The 18,882-nt window shown below is 64.7% G+C and carries 22 protein-coding genes; 11 read left to right on the top strand and 11 right to left on the bottom strand.

Annotated features, from left to right (window positions below):
• Positions 1 to 2 precede the first annotated feature (2 nt).
• Positions 3 to 779 (bottom strand): GNAT family N-acetyltransferase, encoded by a 777-nt coding sequence (locus tag IG178_RS00785; protein WP_226894603.1) that lies wholly within the window; start codon positions 777 to 779, stop codon positions 3 to 5.
• Between the two features lie 69 nt (positions 780 to 848).
• Between IG178_RS00785 and IG178_RS26340 the strand changes: the two genes are divergently transcribed.
• Positions 849 to 1,262, top strand: a complete 414-nt coding sequence (locus tag IG178_RS26340; RefSeq protein ID WP_226894602.1) for a VF530 family protein — start codon at positions 849 to 851, stop codon at positions 1,260 to 1,262.
• On the opposite strand, the gene IG178_RS00775 is transcribed toward IG178_RS26340, so the two are convergent.
• Both IG178_RS00775 and IG178_RS00770 read right to left on the bottom strand, forming a co-directional pair.
• The gene (locus IG178_RS00775; protein ID WP_193210572.1) at positions 1,156 to 2,094 is read right to left on the bottom strand and encodes an EamA family transporter; all 939 of its coding nucleotides are present in this window, start codon (positions 2,092 to 2,094) and stop codon (positions 1,156 to 1,158) included. The genes IG178_RS26340 and IG178_RS00775 overlap by 107 nt on opposite strands.
• Positions 2,091 to 3,506, bottom strand: coding sequence for an aminotransferase-like domain-containing protein (locus tag IG178_RS00770; RefSeq protein WP_193210571.1), 1,416 nt, complete (start codon positions 3,504 to 3,506; stop codon positions 2,091 to 2,093). The genes IG178_RS00775 and IG178_RS00770 overlap by 4 nt, the downstream gene beginning before the upstream one ends.
• Before the next feature lie 144 nt (positions 3,507 to 3,650).
• Between IG178_RS00770 and IG178_RS00765 the strand changes: the two genes are divergently transcribed.
• Positions 3,651 to 3,860 carry a hypothetical protein gene (locus IG178_RS00765; RefSeq protein ID WP_193210570.1) on the top strand — a complete coding sequence of 70 codons (210 nt, stop codon included), beginning with the start codon at positions 3,651 to 3,653 and terminating at the stop codon, positions 3,858 to 3,860.
• Positions 3,861 to 3,862: 2 nt separating this feature from the next.
• Here the strand turns inward: IG178_RS00765 and IG178_RS00760 are convergent, their stop codons facing one another.
• Both IG178_RS00760 and IG178_RS00755 read right to left on the bottom strand, forming a co-directional pair.
• Entirely contained in the window at positions 3,863 to 4,750 is an 888-nt protein-coding gene (locus tag IG178_RS00760; protein WP_193210569.1) for a polyprenyl synthetase family protein, read from the bottom strand.
• A gap of 56 nt (positions 4,751 to 4,806) precedes the next feature.
• Complete coding sequence (locus tag IG178_RS00755; RefSeq protein ID WP_193210568.1) at positions 4,807 to 5,808, bottom strand: aspartate-semialdehyde dehydrogenase; 1,002 nt, start codon at positions 5,806 to 5,808, stop codon at positions 4,807 to 4,809.
• Positions 5,809 to 5,967: 159 nt separating this feature from the next.
• On the opposite strand from IG178_RS00755, the gene IG178_RS00750 reads away from it, so the two are divergent.
• From IG178_RS00750 to IG178_RS00735, 4 genes are all read left to right on the top strand, one after another.
• A complete protein-coding gene (locus IG178_RS00750; RefSeq protein WP_193210567.1) occupies positions 5,968 to 6,927 on the top strand; it encodes an exosortase/archaeosortase family protein in 960 nt (319 codons plus the stop codon).
• Positions 6,927 to 7,700: an exosortase-associated EpsI family protein gene (locus IG178_RS00745; protein ID WP_193210566.1), complete on the top strand. Its 774-nt coding sequence runs from the start codon at positions 6,927 to 6,929 to the stop codon at positions 7,698 to 7,700. Before IG178_RS00750 ends, IG178_RS00745 begins: the two co-directional genes overlap by 1 nt.
• Before the next feature lie 94 nt (positions 7,701 to 7,794).
• On the top strand, positions 7,795 to 9,201 hold the full coding sequence (locus IG178_RS00740; RefSeq protein ID WP_193210565.1) for a sugar transferase: 1,407 nt from the start codon (positions 7,795 to 7,797) through the stop codon (positions 9,199 to 9,201).
• A 148-nt stretch (positions 9,202 to 9,349) separates the two neighbouring features.
• A complete protein-coding gene (locus tag IG178_RS00735; RefSeq protein ID WP_193210631.1) occupies positions 9,350 to 10,276 on the top strand; it encodes a ribose-phosphate diphosphokinase in 927 nt (308 codons plus the stop codon).
• Here the strand turns inward: IG178_RS00735 and IG178_RS00730 are convergent.
• Complete coding sequence (locus IG178_RS00730; protein WP_193210564.1) at positions 10,246 to 11,541, bottom strand: leucine-rich repeat-containing protein kinase family protein; 1,296 nt, start codon at positions 11,539 to 11,541, stop codon at positions 10,246 to 10,248. The genes IG178_RS00735 and IG178_RS00730 overlap by 31 nt on opposite strands.
• Before the next feature lie 2 nt (positions 11,542 to 11,543).
• Entirely contained in the window at positions 11,544 to 11,990 is a 447-nt protein-coding gene (locus IG178_RS00725) for a YiiD C-terminal domain-containing protein (RefSeq protein WP_193210563.1), read from the bottom strand.
• A 163-nt stretch (positions 11,991 to 12,153) separates the two neighbouring features.
• On the opposite strand from IG178_RS00725, the gene IG178_RS00720 reads away from it, so the two are divergent.
• The 4 genes from IG178_RS00720 (at position 12,154) to IG178_RS00705 (ending at position 14,290) form a co-directional block, all read left to right on the top strand.
• Positions 12,154 to 12,768, top strand: coding sequence for a 50S ribosomal protein L25 (locus tag IG178_RS00720; RefSeq protein ID WP_193210562.1), 615 nt, complete (start codon positions 12,154 to 12,156; stop codon positions 12,766 to 12,768).
• Between the two features lie 65 nt (positions 12,769 to 12,833).
• A complete protein-coding gene (pth, locus tag IG178_RS00715; RefSeq protein WP_343225902.1) occupies positions 12,834 to 13,421 on the top strand; it encodes an aminoacyl-tRNA hydrolase in 588 nt (195 codons plus the stop codon).
• A 13-nt stretch (positions 13,422 to 13,434) separates the two neighbouring features.
• Positions 13,435 to 13,722: a 30S ribosomal protein S6 gene (gene rpsF / locus IG178_RS00710; protein WP_193210561.1), complete on the top strand. Its 288-nt coding sequence runs from the start codon at positions 13,435 to 13,437 to the stop codon at positions 13,720 to 13,722.
• A gap of 67 nt (positions 13,723 to 13,789) precedes the next feature.
• A complete protein-coding gene (locus IG178_RS00705) occupies positions 13,790 to 14,290 on the top strand; it encodes a single-stranded DNA-binding protein (RefSeq protein WP_193210560.1) in 501 nt (166 codons plus the stop codon).
• 74 nt (positions 14,291 to 14,364) lie between these two features.
• Here IG178_RS00705 and IG178_RS00700 read toward each other — a convergent pair whose 3' ends face one another.
• Together IG178_RS00700 and purE are read right to left on the bottom strand one after the other, a co-directional pair.
• Complete coding sequence (locus IG178_RS00700) at positions 14,365 to 15,513, bottom strand: 5-(carboxyamino)imidazole ribonucleotide synthase (protein WP_193210559.1); 1,149 nt, start codon at positions 15,511 to 15,513, stop codon at positions 14,365 to 14,367.
• Between the two features lie 34 nt (positions 15,514 to 15,547).
• Entirely contained in the window at positions 15,548 to 16,039 is a 492-nt protein-coding gene (purE, locus tag IG178_RS00695) for a 5-(carboxyamino)imidazole ribonucleotide mutase (protein ID WP_193210558.1), read from the bottom strand.
• 130 nt (positions 16,040 to 16,169) lie between these two features.
• Between purE and IG178_RS00690 the strand changes: the two genes are divergently transcribed.
• On the top strand, positions 16,170 to 17,135 hold the full coding sequence (locus IG178_RS00690) for a homoserine kinase (RefSeq protein WP_193210557.1): 966 nt from the start codon (positions 16,170 to 16,172) through the stop codon (positions 17,133 to 17,135).
• Between the two features lie 28 nt (positions 17,136 to 17,163).
• Here the strand turns inward: IG178_RS00690 and IG178_RS00685 are convergent, their stop codons facing one another.
• Both IG178_RS00685 and IG178_RS00680 read right to left on the bottom strand, forming a co-directional pair.
• Positions 17,164 to 18,267 carry a hypothetical protein gene (locus IG178_RS00685; RefSeq protein WP_193210556.1) on the bottom strand — a complete coding sequence of 368 codons (1,104 nt, stop codon included), beginning with the start codon at positions 18,265 to 18,267 and terminating at the stop codon, positions 17,164 to 17,166.
• Positions 18,268 to 18,319: 52 nt separating this feature from the next.
• Complete coding sequence (locus tag IG178_RS00680; protein WP_193210555.1) at positions 18,320 to 18,880, bottom strand: cupin domain-containing protein; 561 nt, start codon at positions 18,878 to 18,880, stop codon at positions 18,320 to 18,322.
• Between the last annotated feature and the right edge of the window lie 2 nt (positions 18,881 to 18,882).

Raw genomic sequence — 18,882 nt, 5'->3', positions numbered from 1 at the left:
CTTCACCCGCTTTCGGGCAGGAAGGTGGGCATGACGATGCCAGCGGGCTCCTTGTACGACCCGTGGACTTGCAGGACGTGGAGTTCCACGTTCCGCGCTCCCCACCGGTAGAGCTGGCCCGTCAACGCGCTGGCGGCCGCGGGAACGAGTATGACCGGGGCTCCGCCGCGAGCCACCGCCTGTTGCGCCCGGATCAGGGCGAGGGTGATCCTTTCCTCCCGCATCACCCCCGGGCCGATCAGACGGCTTCCGGGATGATCGACGGACGCCAGCCAGCCGTCGAGGCATCCGGATTCATCGAGGTGAACGAAGGTGGTCCAATGTCCGTCATCATTCGCCAGGAAGTGCCGCAAGTCGGGCGCACGGCGGACTCCCGCGATCGCTTCCTCGAGAGCCAGCATCGCCGGCAAGTCGCCGTCCACGGCCCTCCGCACCGATCCCGCGGAATCCGCCAATTCGAGGACGTCGTCTGGCAGCAACACCATGTCCTGGAAGAGCGCGACCGGCCTGAACCCGGCCTTGGTGTAGAGGGAATAGGAATCGAGGTTCAGCGCGCTCGATACCAGCCGCACCGGGAGATCACCGGCCCGCCGGATGATTTCAGCGAGCAAAGCCCGCGCCACACCCCGCCCCGCGAACTCCGGCGCGGCATTCATGATGCCAAGTCCGACATGGGTCTCCCGCGGATGATAGAAACACGATCCGGCGAGCACTCCGTCGATCTCCGCAACCAGGCAACACCCGGGATCGAGCGACTCGTAGGTTTGCGGAAAAACCAAGCAGTCCTCCGGTTCACCGCCAAAAATCACAGAGCCGAGTTTTTCCCGATACCAGTGGTTCGTGGATCGATGAATGAGCGCTGCGACCTCGGCCGCCTCATCCGGTTTCAAGGATCGCAGGATCATGGCAGGCAGGGTGAACGGCTCCGCCCCGATGATCCAATCCGATTCTCCTCACCCCAGTTGCGGCTCGCCCACCCGCCGGTTCGGGGATTCAATGGCCGCCGCACCATGGACGAACCGCCCCGCCAACATCCGAAGGACCTGCTGCACGGCGTCACGCTCGAGAAGATCGTGCGAACCATCCACGAGAAGTATGGCTGGGAAGAGATGGGCATGCGGGTGCGGATCCGGTGCTTCCGCGAAAACCCGAGCATCAAGTCGAGCCTGACCTTCCTGCGCAAGACGCCGTGGGCCCGGGAGAAGATGGAAGCGTGGTACCGCTGGGAAGTGCGCCAGGACGAGCGCGACCAAGCGCAATGAAGCCCGCCACCAGCGCTGCGCACACCACCGGCGGCCAGCCGAAACGCTCCCCGAGCACCAGCACGGCGAACAGGAAGGTGAAGAAGGGCTGCAGCAACTGGAGCTGACCCACCCTCGCCACGCCGCCGAGCGCGAGGCCGTGGTACCAGGCGAACATGCCGAGGAAAGAACTGACCAGGCTGAGGTAGGCGAAACCCGCCCATGACGACGCGGTGGCATGCAGGCCGTGATGAACAGCCAGCCAGACCAGCGGCCCGAGGATCAGCGGAAAGGCCAGCACCAGGGTCCAGCACATGACCTGCCAGCCGCCGAGTTCGCGCGACAGGCGACCCCCTTCCGCGTAACCCAATGCCGCGAAGGCCACCGCCGCGAGCAGCGCGCCGTCCCCCGGGCTCAGCGAGCCGCTCCCCGCGGACAGCGCGAAGGCGACCACCGTGGCACTGCCCGCGATGCTGCAAATCCAGAACCGCCGCGTCGGCCGTTCCCCCGCCCGCAAGAAGGCCGCGCACGCGGTCGCCAGCGGCAGCAGGCCGAGCACCACCCCGCCGTGGGAGGCATCGACGCGTTGCATCGCCCAGCCGATCGAGACCGGAAAGCCGATGATCACCCCGGCCACCACGATCGCCAGCCGCCGCAGCTGGTCGCCCGACGGCACCGGCTGCTTTGTCAGAAAGAGCAGCAACGCCGCGGGCAACGCGGCGACCGCCGCCCGTCCAAGCCCGACGAAGAACGGATCAAGCGAAGCCACCGCCAGCCGCGTCGCCGGCAGCGTCAGCCCGAAAGCCATGACCCCCGCCAACCCGAAGCACAGTCCTTTTTGCTGCGAGGTCACGGCAGGTAGTGGGGAGCGAGTTTGCCCAGCGTGGCGATCGCCTCGAGGGTGCGGTCGCCGAAGGCGAAGCCGCAGCTCAGGCGGAAGCAGTGGTTCAGCCCGCAGGACGCCGAGAAGATGGTTCCCGGAGAGATGCTGATGCCGCGGTCCAGCGCCGCGCGGGTAAATCCTTCCGAGTCGAAACCGTCCGGCATTTCCACCCACAACACGAAACCGCCCGCCGGTTGGTTCACCCGGGTCCAGTCGGGGAAGTGGCGCAGCACCGCGTCGCGGGTCCGGGCGCACTGCGCGGCATAGAGCCCGCGGATCCGGCGCAGATGACGGTCGTAGCCGCCGGCGTCGAGGAATCCGGCCACCACCAGCTCCGACAAGGTCCCGTTCCACGGACACTGGATGCATTTCAAGCGGCGGATTTCATCGAGATGGGCACCCGGCACCAGCCAGCCGACCCGCAGCCCCGGAGCGATGGTTTTCGACACCGACCCGAGATGGATCACCCGCTCGCCGTAGTTGGCGATCGAAGGCTGGCGGCTGCCATCGTGACCCAGATCGCCGTAGACGTCGTCCTCGATGATGGTGAACCCGTACTCGTCCGCGAGGGCCGCCAGGGCCTTCTTGTTGGCCTCGGGCATCACGCTGCCGATCGGGTTCTGGAAATGGGGCTGCACCACGCAGGCGGCGATGCGGTGCTTCTTCAGAGCGCTTTCCAAAGCCCCGACTACCAGCCCGCCGCGCGGATCGGCCGGGATCTCGATCACCCGCAGGCCGAGATCCCGCACCAGGTGTAGGATGCCGAAATACGACGGCGTCTCGACCGCCACCAGGTCGCCCGATTGCGCCGTCGCCCGCAGCGCCAGGAGCAAGGCCTCGGTGCCCCCCTGGGTGGTGACGATCTCATCGGGTGCCACCTTCAACCCGGTGTCGAAGAGCCGACGCGACAAGGCTGCCCTCAGTTCGCGGCGGCCCAGCGGCGGGGTGTAGCGCAGAGCCTCCGAGCCGTGCTTCCGCATCACCTCGCGGGTGATCGCCGCGAGCTTGGAATGAGGCACGATGCCGTCGTCCGGCGCCGCCGTGGAAAAAGGCACGTAGGCCGGATCGCCCTGGGTGGCCATCACCGTCTCGAAGATGGACGCCCGCTCGATCCGGATCGGTTTCGACGATTTCGTGATCGTGGTCGGAAAGCGGTCGGCCGTGATCTTCGGCGGCGCCACATAGTAGCCGGACCGTGGTTTCGCGACGATGAGCCCCTCGTCCTCGAGATGGCGGTAGGCCTCCATCACCGTCGAGATGCTGACCCGGTGCTCGCGGCTGGTATGGCGGATCGAGGGAAAGCGCGCGCCGCACGGAAAGGTCCCCGCCCGGATCAATCCGGCCAGCTTGGATCCGAGTTTTTGGTGCAGTGGCGAAACCATGGCGAAAACGATGACCCCGGTGAGCGGAGCTTCCAGATACAGATCGCGCGGAATCGATTCAGTACAGATTTCTGTACTGTTCCGTATTTTCTCAAACTGTACCTAGCCTCTGCCGCCAGCAGGAGCAAGCTGGAGGCGTCACCCATGATCTTCCTCATCAAAGCGCTCATCGTCGCCTTCCTGATCGGCTGGACCGCCCTCGGAGGTTGGCTGGTCCTCAAATACGGCCAGCTCTTCGGCCCGAATCCCGAGCACCTCGACGAAACCCCGGGAGCCCGCAGCTTCGGCCTCGCGCACATCGGCGCCGTCTGGGTCGGTGCCTTCGCGCTGGGGGTTTGGTTTTTGCTGCGCTGAACTCAGTACTCCCGCTTCAGCAGATACTCGGCGATCTCGCGGAGGCGTTGAGCCTTCTTCCCGAAGGGTTGGAGCGCGTCCATCGCTTGCTGGGTGAGCTTGGCGGCCTCCTTGCGGGACTTCTCGAGGCCGAGGATGGCGGGATAGGTCGCCTTTTCGACGGCGAGGTCCTTGCCGGCGGTTTTGCCGAGCACTTCAGTGGAGGCGGTGACGTCGAGGATGTCGTCGATGACCTGGAAGGCGAGGCCGAGGGCGCGGCCGAAGACCGAAAGGGCCTCGAGCTGCTTGTCAGTCGCGTTCGCGCTCATCGCGCCGAGGCGGATGGACGTGGTCAGCAGTGCGGCGGTCTTGGACTCGTGGATTTTCACGAGCTGCGCCTTGGTGAGCTTCTTGCCCTCGCCCTCGAGGTCCATGACCTGTCCACCGATGAGCTTGGTCGAGCCCCCGGTCAGGGCGAGCTCCATGACGTAGCTGGCGGCCGGGTAGCGTTTCGCGGCGGGCGTTTGGGCAACGATCAGGAATGCTTCCGTGAGCAGCGCGTCGCCGGTGAGGACGGCCATGCCTTCGCCATAAACCTTGTGGCAGGTCGGACGGCCGCGGCGCAGGTCGTCGTCGTCCATGCAGGGCAAGTCATCGTGGACCAGCGAGTACGTATGCAGGATCTCCACCGCACAGGCCGGCGGCATCGCGCTTTCCGGGTCACCGCCACAGGCCTCGGCGGCGGCCAGGCAAAGGATCGGCCGCAGCCGCTTGCCACCGGCGAAGATGCTGTAGCGCATCGCCTTGTGAATGGTCGCCGGCTTTTCCTTGGCCTGCGGCAAGAAGGCATCGAGCGCGGCATCGACTTCGGCGGCGCGGGTCGCGAGGTAGGTCTTGAGATCTTCCGACATGACGTCGAGGGAATGAGGAATGTCGGATTTCCGAATGACGAATGAAGTGTCGTGGATCAGAGGATTTCCGCGATCTGCACCGCATTGAGCGCGGCGCCCTTGCGGACCTGGTCGCCGACCACCCAGAGGTCGAGGGCGTTGTTGAACACGAGGTTCTTGCGGATCCGGCCGACCAGGCAGTCGTCCTTGCCGGTGGTGTCGAGCGGCACCGGGAAAACCTTGTTGGCCGGGTCATCGACCACCTGGACACCGGGCTTTCCGGCGTACACGGCGCGGGCGGTTTCGACATCGACCGGGCGCTCGAACTGGGCGGTGATCGAAACCGAGTGCGAGCGGAACACCGGCACGCGGACGCAGGTGCAGGAAACCTTGAGCTCCGGCAGCTCCATGATCTTGCGCCCCTCGTTGAGCATCTTGAGCTCTTCCTTGGTGTAGCCGTTGTCGGTGAAGGCATCGACCTGAGGGATCACGTTGAAGGCGATCTGGCGCGGGTAGACTTTAAGCGTGACGGGCAGGTTGTTGGCCAGCGCCTTCATCTGCTCCTCGAGTTCGACGATCCCCTGGGCACCGGAGCCGGAGACGGCCTGGTAGGTCGAGGCGATGATCGACTTCAGCCCGAACTTCTCGTGCAACGGCGCAAGCGCCATCAGCGAGATGATGGTGGTGCAGTTCGGATTGGCGATGATCCCCTTCGGATGATCTTTCGCGGCGGCCGGGTTGATCTCGGGAACGACCAACGGCACTCCCTCGTCCATCCGGAAGGCGGACGAATTGTCGATCACCACCGCCCCGGCGGCGGCGGCGGACGGACCGAATTCGAGCGAAATCCCGCCACCCGCCGAGAACAAGGCGATGTCGACGCCGGCGAAACTGTCGTGGGTGAGCTCCTGCACGACGATTTCCTCACCACGGAACGGGATCCGTTTCCCGGCCGAACGGGCGGAGGCCAGCAAGGTCAGCTTGCTGACGGGAAAATTCCGCTGCTCGAGGCAGAGCAGCATTTCTTCGCCGACGGCTCCGGTGACGCCGACGATGGCAACGTGCTTGGGTTCGCTCATGGTTGGGAGGGCGGGACTCTAGGGATGGAAGCGGATCTGGCAATCGAATCGTGAGGGGATCGCGGGATCCGCCGCGTCGCCGGCCGGCGGTCTTTCTGGCTGGCCAGCCGGCCCGGAATGGCTACATTCCGGCCCTCCCCGGCCCCTCTTTCAAAGTCCATGAGCGAATCATCGTCGTCTGAAACCACCCGGACAGCCGCGGGAAGGAGTCGCCTCCCGTGGATCGGCGCCGGCTTGCTGGCGACGGTTTTCCTCTACTTTTTCTGCATCCACAGCGCCTATCCCACCGGCCTGAAGACCGTCGCCAACTGGTGCTGGCACGCGTGGAACTCAAAGAACGACATGCTCCACGGTCGAGCCATCCCATTCGCCTTTGCGATCATGGCCTACCTGGGCTGGAAGAAGGCTCGCTACGAAATCATCCGTCCCGCGGGCTGGGGATTGGCCCTGCTGCTTTTCGGCATTTCGCTCTACGTTCTGTCGGTCCGGGCCTTGCAACCGCGGCTGGCGCTCATCGGCCTGCCGTTCGTGATTGTCGGTGGCTTGCTCTACGTTTTCGGGACCCGCGTCACCCGCCACTTCGTCTTCCCTTCGTTCTTCCTCTATTTCGCCATCCCGGTGCCCGGGATCCAGCAGGCGACCGCGCTGCTGCAGGTCGTGGTGACCAAGCTTTGCTACCAAGCGGGAACGCTTTGCGGCATGTCGCTGATGGTGCAAGGCAACACGATCTCCTCGGTCGGCGAAACCCCTTGGAATTTCGACATTGCGGAAGGCTGCAGCGGAGTCCGGTCACTCATGGCCCTGGCAATGATCGCGGCGATTTACGCGAACTACACGCAGAAGCCCCTCTGGAAGAAGGCGTTCCTGTTCGCCTGCGCGCTGCCGTTGGCATTGATTGGAAACTTCGGCCGCATCTTCACCATTCTGTTGCTCGCCCACTTCGGTTTCGAGGATTTCGCGAGCCAGACATACCACGATTGGGCAGGCATGCTGATCTTCTTCCCGATCGCTCTCAGCGGACTTTTCCTCGTTGACCGCCTCCTCAATCCGGGCCCCCGCAAGACCCTGCGGCGGGCCACCCAATCCCGGGCCAGCGCCCTCTCCAACTCCCCGACCTGATGAACACCGCGAAAAGAATTCTGGTGCTCGCAGGACTGGTGACCGCGGGATTCTCCGCCGTATTCCTGCTGCCCGAGACACCTCCGATGCACGACACCCGGCTTGCACGACACCTCCCCGAAGCATTCGGGGAGTGGCGCGGCACTCCCGTCGAGGTAAGTCAGCAGGAGCTCAAGGTTCTGGCCAAGGATACCACCTTTGAACGTTATTCCTTCGAGCAGCGCTACGACTCCACGGCTCTGCCGGTCGAAGTATCGATTGTTTTTTCGGGCAAAGACCTCAACAACAGCATTCATCGACCTGAAACCTGCCTCAAGACCCAAGGCTGGGACTTTGCAAGGATGCGCTTCCTGACGCTGCCGCAAGCGGCCGCAGGCGGCCCCCTTCCCGTGAAAGAAATCCTCTACAAAAGGACACGTCTCGACGCCAACGGCAAACCTGCCATCGCCCCCAACGGCTCTCAGCTGGAAGATTGGCAGCTGATTTACTACACCTTCATCGGCCATACGACGATCACACCAGGCCACTATGGGCGGACCTTTGCCGACATCCGCGACCGGGTCGTCGGCGGCTTTGACCAAACCTGGGCTTACGTCACTTTTTCCGCACGAGTCATTGGCAAGTATGAAGACCAAGGGTTCGATCTGAAGGGCGCCAATGCCATGAATGTCGAGGAAACCGGAAGATACCTCGAGGACTTCATTGGCAAACTGACTCCACTGATCCTTGCTCCCCCGCCGGAAGAGACATCCAGCGTGGCGACGACCCGCTGACCGGCAGTTTTCCAAGATTGCCATGGGGCCACGCCCCATGCAGAGTCCTCCCGCTCAGCCAAAGACGTACGGTTTCCGCGGCGACCCCTTCATGATGTCAACCGGACGAAAGCAGGCATTTTCCACCCAGGCACTCCAGTTGCTGGACGCCTCATTGGTGTGGCTTGGTTTCTGGCTTGCCTCCTTGGTCCGCGACCCGGTGCGGGAGCTCGTGGGCATGGATCCCCTCGACACCACGATGCTCGCCCAGATGAGCTGGGTCCTTTATATCGCGGTTCCATTCACGCCGCTGGTCCTGGAGCACTTCAATTTTTACGAGCACGTCCGCCGCAAGTCCCGGCGCAAGGCGATCCAGCAGATCCTCAAGTCGCTCGCCGTGATGGGACTGGTGCTCGGACTGCTGGCGGTCTTCGCCCGGCTGCCGGAGGCGAGCCGCCTGATCCTCGGCTTGGGTGCCCCGATCGTCGCCTTCTTGCTCCTGCTCCGCGACCGGGTGACCCGCAAACGGATGATCCATTTGGAGCAAGACCACGGGCGCCGCGAGCGAGTGGTCCTCGCCGGGGCGCAGGAAGACCTCGACGAATTGCTCGACGAACTTGATCCGGATGCCGCCAGCGGATGGAACATCGTCCAGCATTTCGACCTGGCAGAGCGCCCCGTCGAAGAGCTTTACGAACTGCTGAAGGAGGAAACCGTCGAGCGGGTGATCTTCGCCACCCGCCGCACCGCCTTCGATCGCGTTGCCCAAGCGGTGGAAGCCTGCGAGCTCCAGGGCGTGGAGGCATGGATCGCCGCCTCCTTCATCCGCACCCAGATCGCCCGTCCGGTTTTCGACTCGATCGGCAACAAGCCAATGCTGGTGTTGCGATCGACACCGGAACTCAGCTGGGAACTGCTGACCAAGGAAACCTTCGACCGCGTCGGCGCCCTGCTGCTGATCATTTTCACCTCGCCGCTCTGGATCTTCGCCGCGATCGGCATCCGCCTGACCAGCCCCGGGGCTCCGGTCATCTTTTCCCAGAAGCGTGCCGGCCGCTACGGCAAGCCGTTCCGGATGCTGAAGTTCCGCACCATGGTGCCCAATGCCGAAGCGCTGCTGGATCAGATCAAGAACGACCACGGCAACCAGATGGACGGCCCGGTCTTCAAGCTTGAGCGCGACCCGCGCGTATTCGCCTTCGGCGCCATGCTGCGGAAGCTCAGCATCGACGAGCTGCCACAGCTCCTCAACGTGTTGACCGGCAACATGAGCCTGGTCGGCCCCCGTCCGCTGCCCCTTTACGAGGTCGAGGCCTTTTCCGAACTCGCCCATCGCCGCCGCCTCAGCGTGAAGCCCGGCATCACCTGCGAATGGCAGGCGGGCGGCCGCAACAAGATCACCAGCTTCGAGCAATGGGTGGAGATGGACCTCCGCTACATCGACAACTGGTCGCTGTGGCTGGATTTCAAGATCCTGGTGAAGACCATCCCCGCCGTTCTCCTCGGCCGCGGTGCCAAGTGATCAAACGCCGTTTTCCGGCACAGGATCCCATTCCTGCCCGCACCCGGCGAAGCCGCCGCGATGGATTTCAAAAAGGAACGGGGTTTGGCCTTGAGAAAACCGGTGGGTCCGGCGGACGATGCCCCGCGCCCCGCCGCTCCTCGACTACATGAAACTCATCAGTGGAACCGCCCACCGCGCGCTCGCCGAGCGCATTGCTGAAAACCTCGGCACCCCGCTCGCTGACGTCCATGTCACCGCGTTTCCCGATGGCGAGACCTTCGTCAAAATCAACGAGAACATCCGCGGCGACGACATTTTCATCGTCCAGCCGAGCTGCCCGCCGACCAACCACAACCTGATGGAGTTGTTGATCATGGTCGATGCCGCCCGCCGCGCCAGCGCCGGCCGCATCACCGCCGTGATGCCCTTCTTCGGCTACGCCCGCCAGGACCGCAAGGACCAGCCGCGGGTGCCGATCACCGCGAAGCTCGTGGCCAACCTGCTGACTTCCGCCGGCGTCGGCCGGGTCCTCACCATGGATCTCCACGCCCCGCAGATCCAAGGCTTCTTCGACATCCCCGTCGATCACCTCTACGCCAAGCCCGCCCTCATCGGCTACCTCCGCGAACGCCACCCCGACGCCTCCAACCTGAGCGTCGTCTCGCCCGATGTCGGCGGCGTCAAAATGGCCCGCGCCTACGCCGACGCCCTCGGCGCCGACCTGGCGATCGTCGCCAAGCACCGCGTCAGCGCCACCCGCGTCGAGGCCATGAACGTGATCGGCGAGGTGGAAGGCCGCGATGTCATCCTGGTCGACGACATGACGGAAACCGCCGGCACCCTCACCGCCGCGGCCGACATCCTTCACAAGCACGGCGCCCGCCGCATCTTCGCCACCGTTTCCCACGCAGTTCTCGGCGACCTCGGTCGCGAACGGATCCGCGACTCGGCCATCGAAGAGGTCATCACCACCGACTCGGTTCCGCAGGCCTGCGGTGAAAAGGTCCAGGCGGTCGGCATCGCGCCGCTCATGGGCGAAGCGATCCGCCGCATCAGCGAAGGTCAATCGGTGACGTCGTTGTTCGAAGTCTGAAGCTGCGCCAGGATCTCCGCGAAGCGCGGCCGTTCCGCCGGCGACGCCGCGAGGCATTGCACCTGCAACCGGCGCAGACCTGCCGGAACAGCTCCCGAACACCGGTCGGCGAGCTCTTCCAGCAGGCAGCCGAACGCCCGCACTTCCAGTTGCTCCAAGGCACCGGCCGGAATGGCTCCATTTTCCGGGTGGAAGGTCGCCGCACCGAAATCACCCAGCAAGCAGTCCCCCTCCGGGTGCCAGAGCACGTTGTGGCCGTACAAGTCACCGTGCATGATCCCCTTCGCGTGCAATTCCGCGGCCGCTGAGGCCAGGCCGCGAGCCATCCGCAGGAGCCGTTCCGGAGAAAGCTGCATCCCTTCGGAATAAACATCCCGGGTGCAGGTCTCGAAGCTCGGCGGTTCCGCCAGGCTCGTGAAACCGCCATCGATCCGGGTCATCACCAGTCCCGCCGCCGACCCGGGATGGCCGGTGATGCGGCCCAGGACACGGATCAGGTTCAGGTGGCTTCCGGCGGCCAGGCAGGCGTCCATCTCGCATTCCGGCAAGCCGTCACTGGTCATGGCTCCCTTGAACAACTTCACGGCAACCGGCTGCTGCCGCCATCGCGCGCCGTGGATGACGCCGGAGGCTCCTTCCCCGAGTTTCCCTTCAAGTTCAAGCTCGTGCCAGTCGATCGTCTCGCCGCCCGCATCCCGGGATCGCCCGGCCACCGGATTCCCCGCAAACGCGAACCATGACAAGCGCGGCAGCTTCCACAGCCAGCCGGGGAGCGACCGGAAGCGGTTGGCCGCCAGCCGGATGAGTTCAAGGTTTTCACATGCCGCCATCTCGTCCGGCAAAGCCTCCAGCCGGTTGCCGGCGAGCATCAGCTTCTGCAACGGCCGGCAATTCCCGATCGACGCCGGCAGCCGCGGAATCCGGTTGTCGGTGAGGATCAACCATCGCAGCGATGGCGGCAGCGCACCTTCCGCGACCGATTCGATGGCGTTCGATTTGAAGGCCAGCATCGACAAGTTCCCGCATTCGCCCAGCACCGGCGGCACATGGCGGAATTCGTTTTGGGAACAAAACAGGATCCGCAGCCTGGCGAGCCTCGGCAAGTCGTCGGGCAGCGACGAGAGCCGGTTGCCCGACAGGTTCAGGATCTCCAGCGAGTCGGCGAGATCGAAGATTTCACGTGGGAACTCGGTCAAGCCGTCGCATAGGTCGAGCCGGCGAACACCGGCCAGCTTTCCGGCACGGAGCTGGGAGAGGGTGTCCATGGTCACTTCAACGCGACGAAGGTCCCCTCGAAGGCAGCGCAAACCCGGCCTTCCTCTTCGACCGTGACGCGCAAGTCGATCCTCGCCTTGCCGCTGCGCCCGAACCTTGCCTTGAAATCCTCCATCTCGATCGCCGAGGGCCGCCGGCAGATCGACCGGATCTCGCCGCGCACCGGGTGGAAGTAGTCGATCTCGCTCTGCCTCACCACCACATGGGCGTCGCGCTCGCCCAGTTCCAGCCACAGCATGCCGTAACCGGCCAGCGTGGCGATGGCGCTCAAGCTGCCGCCAAAAGCCGTGCCGAGGTGGTTGTGATTTGCTTCGAGCGGTGCGGTCAGGACCAGACCCTCGTCATCAAGGGCCGCTACCTGAACCCCCATCGCCCGGGTCATCGGAATCATCTCGTGGAAATACCTCTCGGTCTCCCGAAGGATCGCGTCGCCGTCCATGGACGCTACCGAGCACCAAAAACCGGGCGATGGGAAGATTCCTCGCCGCCGCCGGGATCGCGTAGAACAAAATTTTGACAAAACCCCCGGGGACCGATAAAGACCCCGCCCCCGGCCGCGGAAACCTTTCCGGCCGGAACCTGAATCCTCACGATTTCTCGTCATGGCCAAGAAGCACGTCCTTACAGCCGAACCACGCCAACGCACCGGTTCCGGAGTCCTCAAGCAAATGCGCCGCGAGGGCTGGATCCCCTCCGTGATCTACGGACGCGGCTCTGAAAACCAGAACCTCAAGGTCGACGCGAAGGCCTTCGACGAACTGCTGGCCCACAGCACCTCGGAGAACATCCTCATCAACCTCGAGATCGGCGGCGCCAAGCAACTCGCCTTCCTCAAGGACGTGCAGCACGACGCGCTGTCCGGCAAGGCCCTGCATGCCGACTTCCTCGCCGTCGACGAGAAGACCGAAATCACCGCCCACGTTCCCGTCCATCTTGTCGGCGAGCCGATCGGCGTGAAGGCGGGCGGCATGCTCGACCAGCTGATGCACAGCCTGGAAATCCGCTGTGCCGCTTCCAAGCTTCCCGAAATCCTCGAATTCGACGTCACCAAGCTCGACGAAGGCGTTGCCCTTCACATCGGCGACGTGACCCTTCCCGAAGGTGTCACCGCGACCCACGCCGATGACGTCGTCATCGCCCAGGTCTTCAAGACGGCCGCCGCTGTCTCGGAAAGCGCCGCTCCCGCCGCGGAAACCGCCGGCGCGCCGGCTGCCTGAGATCGCATCCGATCCCTTTTCAAAAGCCCGGACCGCGCAGGCGGTCCGGGCTTTTCGTTGGAACCGTGGACCCAGGACCCTCCATCCCCCTGATCGTCGGCCTGGGAAATCCGGGCCGCCAGTACGAGGGCACCCGTCACAACGCCGGCTTCATGGTGCTCGACCGCCTCGCGCTGCTGGCCGGGGTCCCCTTCGAGTCGCGACCGAAGTGGCAATCCCATGTCGCCAAGCTCCCCGGTTCCGGCACCCTGCTGGTGAAGCCGCAGTGCTTCATGAACCTCAGCGGACGGCCGGTCCGCCAGATCGCCTCGTTCCACAAATGGTCGCCCGAGCAGGTGCTGGTGGTCTACGACGACGCCGCCCTGCCGCTCGGCAAGCTCCGCTTCCGTGAAAAGGGCAGCGCCGCCGGACACAATGGCATCAAATCGCTGATCGAGCATTTCGGCGGCGACAACTTCCCCCGCCTCAAGTTCGGAATCGGCGGCGCGGAACCCGGAAACATGACCGGCCACGTGCTCGGGAATTTCCGCGAGGATGAGCGGGAACTGCTTGAAAACACGCTTGCAAGGGCTGTGGAGGCCGTGCAGCTTGCGCACTCCCAAGGCGTCGCAGCCGCGGCAAATCTTTACAACAGTAGCAACGGAACCACCTAACAAACGTCCCGATATGAGCAGGAAGTACGAAGGACTCATCGTCCTCAACACCAAGATGACCGAAGGCAGCGTCGCCGACCTCATCACCGCCGTGAACAAGGAATTCGAAGCCGAAGGCGCCAAGCTCGACCAGGTCGAGGAACTCGGCCGCAAGTCCTTCGCTTATCCCTCGAACCACCTCGAAAGCGGTCACTACGTGAACTACCGCTTCCAGGCCGAGCCCGATGCCATCAACCGCATCAAGGATCGCCTCAAGCTGAACACCCAGGTTCACCTGCAGCACTTCCAGCGCGTTGCCTGAACCAGGGCGAGCTGTTCAAAAGAACAGCTTGTTTTCCCCGCCCGGACTTTCCTAGCCTGACCCCGCCATGGCCAATCTGAACAAAGTGATGCTGCTCGGGAACCTGACCCGCGATCCCGAGGTGCGCTACACGCCCAAGGGAACCGCCGTCGGCGACCTGGGCCTCGCGGTCAACCGGCGGGTCTCCGATGGCAACGGCAACTGGTCCGACGAGGTGACCTTCGTCGACGTGACCGTGTGGGGCACCAACGCCGAAAACGCCCAGAAGTACCTCAGCAAGGGTCGCGGCGTCTTCATCGAAGGCCGCCTCCAGATGGATACCTGGGAGGACAAGCAATCCGGCCAGAAGCGCAGCAAGCTCAAGGTCGTGGCGGAAGTCCTGCAATTCCTCCCCGACGGCAAGGGTGGTGGCGGTAGCGGCGGTGGTGGCGGCAATTACCAGCAGCGCTCGGGCGGTGGCGGCAACGGCGACGACGGCGGCTCGCAGCGCCCGTCCGGACCGCCTCGCGGGGCCTCGCCCGCCGATTCCGGCGACTTCCACGACGAGGACGACGACATCCCGTTCTGATCCGCGAAGTTTTTCGCTCTTTCGAAAAGGCCGGACCTCAAGTCCGGCCTTTTTCGTGCCCGGGTTCCGGCCGCTTACGCCGACCGCCCCTTGGCAAGGAGCTCGGACTTGACCGCATGGGCCCGCTTCAGCGCCGAGTCGACGTCCTCCCCGAGGAAATTCGCGTGGCCCATCTTGCGCCGCCCGATCGCCCGCCGCTTCCCGTAGAGGTGGAGGGAGGCCGATCCATCGGCGAACAAGGACGACCAGTCCGGAGCCACCCCTTCGTCCGGCCACATGTCGCCGAGCAGGTTGAGCATCACCACCGGGGACAGCAGCCGCGGCGAACCGGCCGGCAAGCCGCAGGTGACCCGCACCTGCTGCTCGAACTGGGACGTCGCGCAGGCATCCAGCGTGTGGTGGCCGGAATTGTGCGGCCGGGGCGCCATCTCGTTCACCAGCAGCGAGCCGTCGGGCAGGTGGAAAAACTCCACTCCCATGATCCCGCGGTAGTCGAGGGCCTCGGCCACCTGGCAGGCGATCACCTTGGCCTCCGCCAGCACCGCGGCACTGACCCGGGCCGGGATGATCGACAGGTCGAGGATATGGTGGCGGTGCTGGTTTTCCGCCGGGTCATAGGCGGTCACCGTGCCGTCGATCCCCCGAGCCACCATCACCGAAAGCTCCCGCTCGAAAGGAATGAACGCCTCGAGGACGGCCCGGTCGGTCGCGAATTCCTCCCAAACCTGCGCCGGGTCTTCGCCGCCGGTCAACTTGCGCTGGCCCTTGCCGTCGTAGCCGAAGGCCGCGGTCTTGAGCACCGCCGGGCTGCCGATGGTTGTCATCGCCGTGGCAAGTTCGTCCGCGGACGAAACCACTTCGAACGGTGCGCAGGGAATGCCGTTCAGCTTCAGGAAAGCCTTCTCCCGCTCGCGGTGCTGGCAGATCGCGACGGCGTTGGGCGAGGGATGGAGGGAAATCCACTTTGCCACCTCTTCCAAAGTCTCGCGCGGGATGTTCTCGAACTCGACGGTCGCGACCGCCGCTTTGGCGACGAACTTTTTCAGGGCCTCGGGTGAATCGAAGGGTTCGTCGATGGCCTCGTCCGCCACGACAATCGCGGGCGCCTCGAGACCACCGGTCCACACCAGCGTGCGGTAGCCCATGCGGCGGGCTTCCATGCAAAACATCCGGCCGAGCTGGCCGCCACCAAGAATGCCCAGCACCGAGCCGGGAGGAATCATCGAAGGAGCTTCGGGGGTCACGAATGGTCGGGAGTCAGAGTCCGGGAAGGGCGGCGGCTTTCACCGTCTCGTTCTGTTTCTTGCGGAAGGCAACCAGCTTTTCGAGCAGGGCGGCGTCCTCGCCGGCCAGCATCGCCACCGCGAACAAGGCGGCATTGATCGCACCTGCCTTGCCGATGGCAAAGGTCGCGGTCGGGATACCGCCGGGCATCTGGACGATCGAAAGCAGCGAATCCATGCCCTTCAGCGCGTGCGACTCCACCGGCACACCGAGCACCGGAAGGTCGGTGATCGCCGCCGTCATCCCCGGCAGGTGAGCCGCACCGCCGGCTCCGCCGATGATGCACTTCAGCCCGCGGCCGCGGGCCTCCGACGCGTAGGAAAACAGCTTGTCGGGTGTGCGGTGGGCACTGACGACCTCCGCCTCCCAGGCCACGCCGAAATCCTCCAGCGTGCGCGCGGCGTGCTCCATCGTCGGCCAGTCCGACGTGCTTCCCATGATGATTCCGACGAGCGGCGTTGCCATGCCCGAAGGGGAAGACGGAACGCAGCCGACTGCAAGTGCCGAGTGAAAGCCGGCCCGCAGCCACTTCTGCGGACGCTGACTTCATTCGCGCTCGCCCCCGCCGCCGCTGGCTGATACGCCCCCGCCTCCCATGCTGAAGGAAGCCATCCAGGAAGTCCGCGTTTTCGCACCCGCCACCGTCGCCAATGTCGCGTGCGGTTACGACGTGCTCGGATTCGCCATCGATTCGCCCGGCGACGAGATCGTCGTGCGTCACTGTGAGAAGCCCGGCCTTCACATCACCGCCATCTCCGGCGACGAGGGCAAGCTGCCCAAGAACCCGGAAAAGAACACCGCCGGCGTCGCTGCGCTCGACCTGCTGCGCCACCTCGGCATGACCGACCGCGGGATCGAAATGGAGATCCACAAGAAGATGCCTTTCGGCTCCGGCCTCGGCTCCTCCGCCGCTTCCGCCGTCGCCGGTGCCTACGCGGTCAACAAGCTGATCGGCGAACCCCTTTCCAAGAAGCAGCTGCTGCCCTTCGCGATGGCCGGCGAGGCCTCGGCCGACGGCGCTTGGCACGCTGACAACGTCGGACCCTGCCTGCTCGGTGGCATCGTCTTCATCCGCTCCAATGACGAGCTCGACGTCGCCCAGCTGCCCGCGCCGAAGAACCTCTGGGCCGCCGTCGTGCATCCCGACATCGAGGTGCTGACCAAGGTCGCCCGCGAGATCCTGCCCAAGGACATCCCGCTGCAGAACGCCACTCAGCAGATCGGCAACCTCGGCGGGCTGCTGTGCGGCATCATCCAGGAAGACTACGGCCTGATCTCGCGCTCGATCCACGACGTCATCGCCGAGCCGCGCCGCCAGAAGCTCATCCCGGAGTTCTACAAGGCCAAGCGCGCGGCCCTCGCCGCCGGCGCCCTCGGCTTCTCGATCTCCGGCGCCGGTCCCAGCGTCTTCGCGCTCTGTGAAGGCGAGGAAACCGCCATCAAGGTCGGTGAGGCGATCGCCAAGGTCTTCTCCGCCATCCCGCTCGGCAACCAGGTCTACGTTTCCCGCATCAACCCCCACGGCGTGCACGTGGTGGAGGAAAAGAAAGCGAAAGGCTGACCGTTCGATCGCCCCTCGAATCCTCGAATCAACGGCGGAGCATCACCACGCTGCCGCCGACCGGATTTCCGAAGGCGTCCGCGATCGAGTCGGAGACGACCAGCCAGCGCCCGCCGGATGCTACCACCTGAGCGTCGAGGTCGGGGGTCGGAACCGGATTCAGGAAGGCACCATAGACCTCGAGCTGGCCCCGGGTCGGATTCCCCACGACATCGGTGGGCGCCCCATAGAGAAGGATGGAACCACCGGTCGTCGCGATACCCCAAGGTAGGCCGCGGGTTTCCTTCGTGAAAACTTCCCGGTAACTTCGGCCCGTCGGGAAGAGCACCGACAGCTCCGACGGGATTCCGATAGGGTTCCCGAAGGCATCGGTAAATGACTTCAGGCTGACGACATTGCCATGCCACAAGGCAAAGTAACGGAGACCGTCCCACGCAGGCATCACCTCGAGGCTCCGGGATCGCTGCCAGCCTGCACGCCCCTTTCGATATTCCCGCAATACCTCTCCGAAATACGGCCCTCCGACGATCACTCGTCGGCCCTCACGATCGCAGTAAAGGCCGAGACGTCCGCCCACCTCGGCAATCGGCTCCGCCGTCCAACCTTCGCGACGCCTGTGGTCCAATGCCCAGAGTTGCCGGGGTCCATTGGTGATACCACCCTGCGTTGCAACAAGGGAGGCACCTTCCCCTTCGAAGTTCCATCTCCCCTGCAACTCGCTGATCGGCAGACCCGACTCCTGCCAACTCCCCCCGACCAGCCGGTACTCCTGGAGACCGCCGTAATCCCGGCGGCAGACCAGCAATCTCGACCCGTGCAAATGCATCTCTCCGCCCAGGCCGGGCACGGCCTGCCGCCACTCCCAGGAACCTCCCCCCGGGGATGTTCCGCGCTCCCATCGGAAGAGATGCTGCTGCGACTCCAGCGTCCAGAAATCCATTTCGGAAATGGCGCACCAGTCACCGGAAATCGACACCCTTTCCCCGAACATCGCCAGGCCCGGGATGCGCACCTCGGCAGGCACGTCGTTCACCGTGATCGTCTGTCGATAGGCGTAGCCGCGGGACCGCGCTTCGGTGCCGGTGCAAGACAGGAAAAGAATGGCCGCTACAAGATAAACCTCAAACCTCATCGGCCCACCCATAGCGCCCAGTCCGCAGGGCGGCAAGGGTTGGCCCCCAGCCTCACATCGGCCGCCCGAGGAACACGCAGAGGATCCTCGATTCCTCGTCTCCAGGATTGAAGACGCGGTGATCGGTCTCCGCGTCGAAATACGCCGCGTCGCCCTCGTCCAAGCGATGAACCTCGCCGTCGTATTCGAAGGAAATCGCGCCTTTGACCACTAGCAGGAACTCCTCGCCTTCGTGAGGCATCGGCTCGCGCCGGCCGCCACCGGAGGGGATCGTGAGCAGGAAGGGATCCATGCTGCGGTCGAGCCGCCGGTGCGCCAGCGACTGGTAATTGATGTCCGACTGGTCGCGGTCCCGTTCCACCTCCTTGCGCTCCGCCGTCCGCACGATGCTCAGCTTCGGCTTCTCGTCGAGCCCCTCGAAGAGTTCCGAGAGGCTCAGGCCCAGGGCCTCGCTCAGCCGAGCGAGCGTCGGCAACGACGGGGTCACGCGGAAGTTTTCCACCTTCGACAACAAGCCCTTGCCCAAGCCCGAAAGTTCGGCCACCCGGTCGAGCGTGTAGCCCCGGGCGAGGCGGGCCGCCTTGATGCGGGAAGCGAGTTCGACGAGGTTCATGG

It is taken from the genome of Neoluteolibacter marinus (genome assembly GCF_014904755.1).
Lineage (GTDB): Bacteria > Verrucomicrobiota > Verrucomicrobiia > Verrucomicrobiales > Akkermansiaceae > Haloferula > Haloferula marina.
The sequence above is the reverse complement of the archived record's forward strand: the minus strand, read 5'-3'. Positions and strand labels throughout refer to the sequence as shown.